This is a genomic window from Actinomadura sediminis (assembly GCF_042675525.1).
Taxonomy (GTDB): domain Bacteria; phylum Actinomycetota; class Actinomycetes; order Streptosporangiales; family Streptosporangiaceae; genus Spirillospora; species Spirillospora sediminis.
Map to the genome: position 1 here is coordinate 1 of NZ_JBHTJA010000190.1, position 5985 is coordinate 5985.

At 75.4% G+C, this 5985-nt stretch carries 5 protein-coding genes and 1 pseudogene; 5 read left to right on the forward strand and 1 reads right to left on the reverse strand.

The features are described 5' to 3' along the window. The 4 genes and pseudogenes from ACFQ11_RS36745 to ACFQ11_RS36760 form a co-directional block, all read left to right on the forward strand. Positions 1 to 275, forward strand: a pseudogene (locus ACFQ11_RS36745) (hypothetical protein); the annotation flags it as partial. 4 nt (positions 276 to 279) lie between these two features. Continuing rightward, the gene (locus ACFQ11_RS36750) at positions 280 to 2037 is read left to right on the forward strand and encodes a TRAFAC clade GTPase domain-containing protein (RefSeq protein WP_378307413.1); all 1758 of its coding nucleotides are present in this window, start codon (positions 280 to 282) and stop codon (positions 2035 to 2037) included. Positions 2038 to 2174: 137 nt separating this feature from the next. After that, the gene (locus tag ACFQ11_RS36755; protein WP_378307415.1) at positions 2175 to 2783 is read left to right on the forward strand and encodes a malonic semialdehyde reductase; all 609 of its coding nucleotides are present in this window, start codon (positions 2175 to 2177) and stop codon (positions 2781 to 2783) included. Between the two features lie 67 nt (positions 2784 to 2850). Beyond that, entirely contained in the window at positions 2851 to 4137 is a 1287-nt protein-coding gene (locus ACFQ11_RS36760) for a multidrug effflux MFS transporter (RefSeq protein ID WP_378307417.1), read from the forward strand. Here the strand turns inward: ACFQ11_RS36760 and ACFQ11_RS36765 are convergent. Continuing rightward, positions 4119 to 4766: a TetR/AcrR family transcriptional regulator gene (locus ACFQ11_RS36765; RefSeq protein ID WP_378307419.1), complete on the reverse strand. Its 648-nt coding sequence runs from the start codon at positions 4764 to 4766 to the stop codon at positions 4119 to 4121. The genes ACFQ11_RS36760 and ACFQ11_RS36765 overlap by 19 nt on opposite strands. Positions 4767 to 4878: 112 nt before the next feature. Here ACFQ11_RS36765 and ACFQ11_RS36770 point away from each other — a divergent pair, with 112 nt between their 5' ends. Beyond that, positions 4879 to 5856, forward strand: a complete 978-nt coding sequence (locus ACFQ11_RS36770) for a phosphotriesterase family protein (protein WP_378307421.1) — start codon at positions 4879 to 4881, stop codon at positions 5854 to 5856. Positions 5857 to 5985 lie beyond the last annotated feature (129 nt).

A 5985-nucleotide genomic window follows, 5' to 3' on the forward strand; every position in this document is an offset into this window, starting at 1 on the left:
TGCGGGCGCGGCTCGCGCGATGCTGGACGGACGCGCTGCCGGCGCGGGCGCGGGCGGGACGCGCGCCGCTGCGGGGCGCGGAGATCGGGCAGCGGAACGAGCTGGTGGAGGTCGTGCTGCGGCTGCGGGGGCGGAACGTGCGGGAACCCGGCCTGGAGGCATGGGCGCGGGCGGCGGCGGGCCGGTGGCTCGCGGGGCGGCAGCTCGACGCGTACCTCGGGCGCGCGCCGGAGCTGCGGCCCGCGCTCCGCGAGCTGATCGCCGAGGGGAGGTGACCGGGTGCAGGGCGTCCTGGTGCTGATCCTTTTCGCGGTGTGGGCCGCGGTGATGTTCCTCGGGTTCGTGTACGTGTTCCCGGTGCTGTTCCCCGTGACGCTGGCGGCGGCGGGGGGCGCCGCGCTCGCCCTGTACTACCTGCACGCGTGCCGCACGCTGGCGCCGTCCACCTTGAAGGGGCCGTCGCCGGTCGCCGCACCGGACGTCGCGTACCGCACCTACCTGCTGGGGCAGGTGTGGCGGGACTGGTGGACGATCACGCGGACGGTCGTGCCGCGGGTGTGGACGACGGCGTCGCGGACGGTCGCGTGGCTGACCCGGACGCTGCTGCTCGGCGGGCCGTGGGGGTTCTTCGCGTTCCCGTTCTGGCTCGCGCTGTGCGCGGGGATCGCGGCGGCGGCCGTCCCGGCGGCGGTGTTCGTGTCGGCGCTGACGCTGATGTACGGGGTCGTCGCGGCGGCCGGACTGGTGTGCTGGCTGGTGTGCGTGCTGGTGCTCGCGGCGGTCGAGCGGGGGTTCATGGCCTACGGGCGGATCCTGCAGACGTGCCCGCATCCGTTCTGTTACGAGCGGATCGCGCTGCCGGAGTACGAGTGCCCGGGGTGCGGGGCCCGGCATCCGCGGCTGGCGCCGGGCGCGGCGGGCGCGTTCCGGCACGTGTGCCGGTGCGGGGCGCGGCTGCCGACGACGGTGCCGCTCGGCCGGTTCCGGCTGGCGGCGTACTGCCCGCACTGCGGCGGGCGGCTGCCGGACCGGATCGGACGGGTGCGCGTGGAGCCGCTGCCGTTCGTCGGGGGCCCGGCCGCGGGGAAGACGACGTTCATGGTGCTGGGCATCCGGGCGCTGCACGCGCGCGCCCACGCGGCCGGGGGACGCCTGTCGTTCGTGGAGCGGCGGCACGCGGAGGCGTACGCGGCGGCGATCCGGGAGTTCCGGCGGGGCGGGCGGCTCGCGAAGACGGGCCCGGAGCTTCCCCTGGCGACGATGGTGGACGTGGACCTGCCGGGACGGACGCGCCGCATCCTGTACCTGTTCGACCCGGCGGGCGAGCACTACACGGGCGCGACGGAGGTCGAGTCGCTGCGCTACCTCGACCACGGGGAGGCGCTCGTGTTCGTCGTGGACCCGTTCGCGCTGCCGCAGGTGCGGCGGGCGCTCACGGGCAAGGAGCGGGAGCTGGTCGACCGCGCGGCGATGTCGTCGGACGAGGACCCCGCCGACACGCTGCAGCGGGTGCTGAACGAGCTGCGGTCGCGGCCCGACCGGGGGCGGCAGAAGCGCGTCGCGGTGGTCGTCACCAAGACCGACCTGCTGGCCCGCACCGAGATCGGCCGCGGCCTGGACGGCGGCGTGCGCGAGTGGCTCGCGGACGTCGGCCTCGGCAACACCGTCCGGACGCTCGAGCAGGTCGCGGGCCGGGTCCGCTACTTCGCGTCCGGGCTGGGCGCCGAGCCGGCCGCCGTCGCCGAGCTGCTGACATGGGCGGCGGGGCTCGCGCCGGGCGCCCGTGCCGCCGCGGCCGACGACCGGCCCGCCCCCGCGGCGGACCCGGAGCCGCCGGGGACGGCGCCGCTGCGGTCGCCGTGGCCGGTCCGGGGACGGGGCGCCGAGCGCGTCCCGGCGGGGTACCGGCTGGGACGGCTCGCGGTGCTGGGCGGGCTGTCGCTGCTGACGGCCGGGACGGTGACCGGCGCGGTCGTCGCGGCGGCGCAGCGGCTCCCGGACCTGTCGACGCTGGCCCGCCCGCCGTTCTGGATGTGACGCACCCCACTGCCTGACGCGGCAGATAACGGACGGTCATCTCGTTGCATGTTTGCGGAACCCGCGTTCCGACGATCCGTGTTCCGACGACCCGTCTTCCCCACGAGACGACCCGCATCCCGACGAAAGGCTGCACGATGACCGCGATCGCGCCCGACGGCCTCCTCGCCCTGCCCGAGGACGCCCAGGACCTGCTGTTCCGCGAGGCCCGCACGGCGAACACGTTCACGTCCGAGCCGGTGACCGACGAGCAGCTCCGCGCGATCTACGACCTGGTCAAGTGGGCGCCGACCGCGATGAACGCGCAGCCGCTGCGGATCGTCGCGGTACGCGGCGCGGCGGCGAAGGAACGCCTGGTCCCGTTGATGGCGGAGGGCAACCGCGCGAAGACCGCGGCCGCCCCGGTCTCGCTGATCGCCGCCGCGGACGAGGACTTCCACGAGCACATGCCGGTCATCTGGCACGACCCGGACGCACGCGATAACCTCGCCGCCAGCCCGGGACGCGCCGGGATGGCGCGGTTCAACGCCACCATCCAGCTCGGCTACCTCATCCTCGGTGTCCGCGCCGCCGGGCTCGCCGCCGGGCCGATGGCGGGCTTCGACGCCGCGGCCGTCGAGAAGGAGTTCCTCGGGGACGGCGGCCGGCGCGCCATCGCGATCATCAACGTGGGGCGGCCCGGACCCGGCGCGTGGTTCGAGCGGAACCGCCGGCTGGAGTTCGAGCAGGTCGTCACCACCGTCTGAGCCCCCGCCGTCCCCCGCCGCCCGGCCGCGCACCGCGGCCGGGCGCCGTCCGTTCACGGAGCCCCCCATGCCCCAGTCTCCCCACCGCCCGGACACCGGCCCCGCCCCGGCCGCCGACGCCCTCCCGGACGGCGCCGCGGACGCGCCCGCCGCGCCGTCCTCCCCCGGGTCGCGGTTCGGGCTCATCGCGGTCCTCGGCGCGCTGACCGCGGTCGCGCCGCTGTCGATCGACATGTACCTGCCGGCGCTGCCCGACGTCGCCGACGACCTGTCGACCGGCGCGATGCGGGCGCAGCTCACGCTGACCGCGTGCCTGATCGGCCTCGCGCTCGGGCAGGCGGTCGTGGGCCCGCTGAGCGACGCGCTCGGCCGCCGCCGCCCGCTGATCGCCGGGATCGCGGTGTACGCGGTCGCGTCGCTGCTGTGCGTCGCGGCGCCGACGGTCGAGTCGCTGATCGCGCTGCGGTTCGTGCAGGGCGCCGCCGGCGCCGCCGGGATCGTCATCGCCCGCGCGATCGTCCGCGACCTGTACGACGGGGTCGCCGCCGCCCGGTTCTTCTCGATGCTGATGCTCGTGAACGGGCTCGCGCCGATCCTGGCGCCGGTGATCGGCGGGCAGCTTCTGCGGGTGGTGCCGTGGCCGGGCGTGTTCGCCGTGCTGTCCGGGATCGGGGTGGCGCTGTTCCTGACGGCGCTGCTCGGGCTGAAGGAGACGCTGCCGCCGGGGCTCCGCGAGACCGGCGGGGTCCGCGCCACCCTGCGGACGTTCCGGAGCCTGCTCGCCGACCGGTCCTTCCTCGGGTACGTGCTGGCGATCGGCCTGTCGTTCGGCGGGATGTTCGTCTACATCTCCGGGTCGCCGTTCGTGCTGCAGGACGTCTACGGGATGTCCCCGCAGGCGTTCAGCGTCGCGTTCGGCGTCAACTCGGTCGGGATCGTGGCGGCGGGCCAGGTCGGCGGGCGGCTCGCCGGGCGGGTGCCGCTGACCCGGCTGCTCGCGGCCGGGCTCGGGATCGTCCTCGCGGGCGCGGCGCTGCTGCTCGTGGCGGTCCTCGCCGGGTCCGGGCCGCCGCTCGCGCTGGCCGGGATGTTCCTCGTCGCGTCGGGCCAGGGCCTGGTCCTGCCGAACGCGACGGCGCTGGCGCTGTGGGGACGGGCGCCGCGCGTCGCCGGGAGCGCGTCCGCGCTGCTCGGCGTCGGGCAGTTCACGCTGGGCGGCGCCGCCGGGCCCCTCGCGGGGATCGGGGGCGAGGACACCGCGGTCCCGATGGCGGCGTCGATCGCGGTGCTGTCGGTGCTGGCCGCGGTCGTCGCGGCGTTCGCCGCGCGCGCCGGTCAGCCCGCGAAGGGCTGACCGGCGGCGGGCGGCGCGGCCCCGTTCTCCAGGGCCGCGAGGACGAACCCGGCGACCTCGTCGGCGAGGGCGTCGGCCGGTTTCGGGCCGTCCGCCCGCCACCACGCGGGCATCTGGTTCACCATGCCCAGCGCGACGATCGTGACGGTCTCGGCGGGCGTGGTGCGCGCGAAGACGCCCTCGCGCTGCCCCTGCTCGACGATGCCGCGGAACGTCACGTGGTAGCGGCGCCGCTGCGCCCGCACCGACCGCATCCGGCCATGGTCGAGCCGGTGCATCTCCCGGCTGAACACCTTCGCCTCGTCGATGTGCTCGGCGGTGCTGCGGATCAGCCCGGCCAGGACCGCGCGGACGGCCTCGCGCGGCGGCGGACGCCCGGCCAGCACCCGGTCGAGGTCGGCGAGCTGCCGGGCGATCAGCGAATGGTAGATCTCGTAGAGCAGGTCGTCCTTGGAGTCGAAGTAGTGGTACAGGGCGCCCTTGGTGACGGCCGCGGCCTCCACGATCCCCTGCACCGACGTCCCGTCGAAGCCGCGCTCGGCGAACAGCCGCAGCGCGGCGGCGAGGATCCGCCGTTCCACCGCGCTCTCCCGCACGGGCCGGACGTCCGGCCGTTCGACGCTGGTCACCTGCGCACCTCCGCTGGGGTAGGGCATTGACGGGGCTGCGTCCCGCGCCCTAGCTTGCCAGAAACCGACCGGTCGGTATGCACCGCGGGTGCGTGTTCGGAGGTAGATCCCCATGGCCGAAGTCCAGACCGTCCGCGGCCCCGTCGACGTCGGCGCGCTCGGCCGCACGTTCATGCACGAGCACGTGTTCGTCCTGAGCACCGAGCACGTCGAGAACTACGGCGCGGGCGACTGGTGGGACGAGGACGAGAAGGCCGACGACGCCGTCCGCAAGCTCCGGCAGCTCGTGGAGCGCGGGATCACCACGATCGCCGACCCCACCGTGTGGGGCCTCGGCCGCTACATCCCGCGGATCAGGCGGATCGCCGAGCGGGTGCCCGAGCTCAACATCATCGCCGCGACCGGGATCTACACCTACAACGACCTGCCGTTCCAGTTCCACCACCGGGGCCCGGGCACGCTGCTCGGCGGCCCCGAGCCGATGATCGCCGACTTCGTCCGGGACCTGACGCAGGGCATCGGCGACACCGGGGTGCGGGCCGCGTTCCTCAAGTGCGCGGTGGACGCGCCCGGCCTCACGCCCGGCGTCGAGCGGGTGCTGCGGGCCGTCGCGGGCGCGCACCGCGAGACGGGCGCGCCGATCACCGTCCACACCGAGAGCTCGATCCACGCCGGGCGCGAGGTGGTGCGGGTGCTGCGCGAGGAGGGCGCCGACCTGTCGAAGGTGGTGATCGGGCACGCGGGCGACAGCAACGACCTCGGCTACCTGAGCGAGCTCGCCGACACCGGCGCGATCCTCGGCATGGACCGGTTCGGCCTCGACGTGATCAACCCGACCGCCGACCGGGTGAGCACGGTCGTGGCGATGTGCGAGCGCGGCTACGCCGACCGCATGGTGCTCAGCCACGACGCGAGCTGCTTCATCGACTGGTTCGGCCCCGATCCCGAGCTGCTGAACGGCATGGCGCCGAACTGGAACTACCGGCACATCAGCGACGACGTCCTGCCCGCGCTGCGCGACCGCGGCGTCACCGACGCCCAGCTCGACCAGATGCTCGTGGAGAACCCCCGCCGGTACTTCTCCCCCTGACCCTCACAGGACCCGGGCGACGGGGCGGCGCGCGGCCCGCCGCGCCGGGACGGCCGTGAGCAGCGCGACCGCCGCGAGCGTGCCGGGCACGACGGCCGCGAGCCACGGCGCGGGGACGTCCGCGGCGGC